Source organism: Vibrio sp. 1401 (assembly GCF_033340295.1).
Genome location: NZ_JAWOWF010000530.1, coordinates 1 through 615, shown reverse-complemented (window position 1 = coordinate 615; position 615 = coordinate 1). Strand labels below are relative to the sequence as shown.

The 615-nt window shown below is 46.3% G+C and carries 2 protein-coding genes; both read right to left on the bottom strand.

Translation table 11 applies throughout. The annotated features are described in order from the left end of the window. Positions 1-352 (bottom strand): 3-deoxy-D-manno-octulosonic acid kinase (locus R7Z77_RS26655; RefSeq protein ID WP_318137210.1); only part of this gene is annotated, 352 nt, incomplete at its 3' end. Positions 353-362: 10 nt separating this feature from the next. After that, on the bottom strand, positions 363-615 hold a 253-nt coding region (locus R7Z77_RS26650; protein WP_318137209.1), incomplete at its 5' end, for a diacylglycerol kinase.

Here is a 615-nt window from a genome sequence, read left to right as displayed (position 1 = left end):
TCAATCCAGAGTTGACAGCTCTCGCAGCAATTGGCCTTGGCACATGAACGCCAGCATTAATCAGTGTAAGTAATAGTTGGAACTCTTGCGCACAACGCGTTTGCTCCCAACCTGAAAACCAATAATTGTCTTTAACTAACTTACCAAACAAGCCACCACGTCGATAATGACGCAGAGCGGCTTGCATCGTATCAAGCTGAACAAACCAAGTCGTGCCACGCCCTGACGCACTGCCAGTTACTTTGTTGGTGGATTGCCAATACTCGGCATCAAAAATAGGCTGACTAGGATCTTCAATAAGCTCCTCATCAAACCAAATGACTTGGTTGCTATCTCGATACTGCTGAATCATGTTGTAACCTCTAGCCTAGGTAGCGACTGGCCAAGATGTATAGCCAAGTAAAAGCTGCGAACGCTAACGCAACCATAACGGCTGCCGATCCTATATCTTTAGCGCGACCACTTAATTCATGGCGTTCAACACCAATGCGATCCACCACCGCTTCTATCGCGGAGTTAATCAGTTCGACAATAAGAACTAATACCATGACACCAATCAATAAGATGCGCTCTATCATCCCGACATCAACCACGCACGCCAAAATCACAGCAATG